Genomic DNA, 1,661 nt, shown 5'->3' with positions numbered 1-1,661 from the left:
TCTGGTCGGAAATTAAGACCGTTCGGTAGGCGCACGTCAGTAACCCACCACTGCTCCAGCGTGGGTGATGCTCTTGAGCTGCAAGAATGTGAAGTGTTGATCCCCCAGCGGGGTGCCGGGGATGAGCGAGCCGAGGTTAAGTGGTGAGGTCGTCGATCGGGGTGAGGGTGACCTTCATACCGGGATTGAGACGTTGCAGTTCCCGGATCTTGCTCCGGGTACGTTTTTCCGGATTGAGCGTGTCGTAGTGCTCGGCGCCCAGGTCGTGGAAGCGGAGCGTGGGATCGGCGATCAGCCGGTAGGCGATCTCCAGGATGGTGCGGGAGATCGCGACCAGGGCCTTCTGTTTGCCGCGGCGGCGTCGGATCCGCTGATAGCGCTCGCCTAGGAAGGTGCCCTTGCTCTTGGCCGCGGCCATCGCGGCGGTGCCCAGCGCGCCGCGTAACCAGCGGTTGCCCTTGCCGGTCGGGCCGGTCCGCGAGACGCGGCCGGACTGGTGGGTGAGGGGGACCAGCTTGGCCCAGGCGGCGGCGTGCCCGGCGGTCGGGAACTGGGCGGTCACGTCGGTGCCGAGTTCGGCAATGATGACCTGAGCGCACGACAGGCCGACTCCGGTGATCTCATCGAGGCGTCCGGCCAGATCCGGTAGCAGCACGGCGGCGTCGGGACAGGTGGGGGCGTGCTCGCCGCCGACCAGAGCGCACCTGCCGCACACCGGGGCCGCGCCGGGCAGCGCGGCGACCATCGCGGCGATCTTCTCGTCCAGTTCGGCGACCTTGGCCTCCAGCAGATCGATCACCTGCAGCAGCATCCCGATCTCGACGGCGTGCACCGGGCGGAAGCGGCCGGTCAGTGCCGCGCGCAACTCGGCTTTGCCCGCCCGGACCCGCGGGTGGGCCAGATCGGCCAGCCGGGCCGGGTCGCTCTGCCCGGCCACCAACGCGTCCAGAATGCGCCGCCCGCTGACTCCGGACATGTCCGACAGCACGGAGGAGATCTTCAGCAAGGCGTCTTCGAGGATCTTCTCGATCCGATTCTGGTGCCGGGCGGCGTCTTGACCGAGCTTGGCCCGCAGTCGGGTGAGCTGCCGCAGATCACGGATCGGCGCGGCGGGAACGAACGACGGGCGCAGCATGCCCCGCTCGTTCAGCTTGCACAGCCACACCGCATCCAGCTTGTCGGTTTTGGGCCGCCCGGGGACGTTCTTGACGTCGCGGGCGTTGACCAGCCACACCGTCAACCCGGCCGCTTCGAGCAGGTAGAACCATATCCGCCAGTAATCGCTGGTGCTTTCGACGACCACCCGCTGCACGCCGTGACAGCGCAGATGATCAGCCAACGCCAGGATGTCGTCGTAGCGGGCAAGCACCTCCCACACCTTCTGGACCTTGCGCCCAGCCCGGGACTCGTGCGGCAGCCGGGTACAGACCATCCCGCTGTCCTTGGCCACGTCGATCGCCGCCACCCGGGCCAGCGTCTCCTCCGGCTCGTCTTCCTGCCCGGCCTTGGCCATCGCCGCGGGCCCTCGTGCTCGTGCCACCACGTCTTCCTCAAACGATCAGGGGTTCGATACGGTTGAGGCCAGCCGGAGGGCGGCACAGGGACCGACGAATCTGGTCGGCGTACTCGTAGTGACAGGACGTAACCCCTCGACCGCCCCC

Annotated in this window: 1 protein-coding gene; it reads right to left on the bottom strand. The window is 67.8% G+C overall.

Translation table 11 applies throughout. The features are described from left to right. Window positions 1–136: 136 nt before the first annotated feature. A complete protein-coding gene (locus tag E1294_RS51835; RefSeq protein ID WP_220448450.1) occupies window positions 137–1,465 on the bottom strand; it encodes an IS110 family RNA-guided transposase in 1,329 nt (442 codons plus the stop codon). Window positions 1,466–1,661: the final 196 nt, after the last annotated feature.

Origin of the sequence: Nonomuraea diastatica (assembly GCF_004349015.1) — a bacterium.
GTDB lineage: Bacteria > Actinomycetota > Actinomycetes > Streptosporangiales > Streptosporangiaceae > Nonomuraea > Nonomuraea diastatica.
Note: the sequence above shows the minus strand (reverse complement) of the source record. Positions and strands in the feature narration are given on the sequence as shown.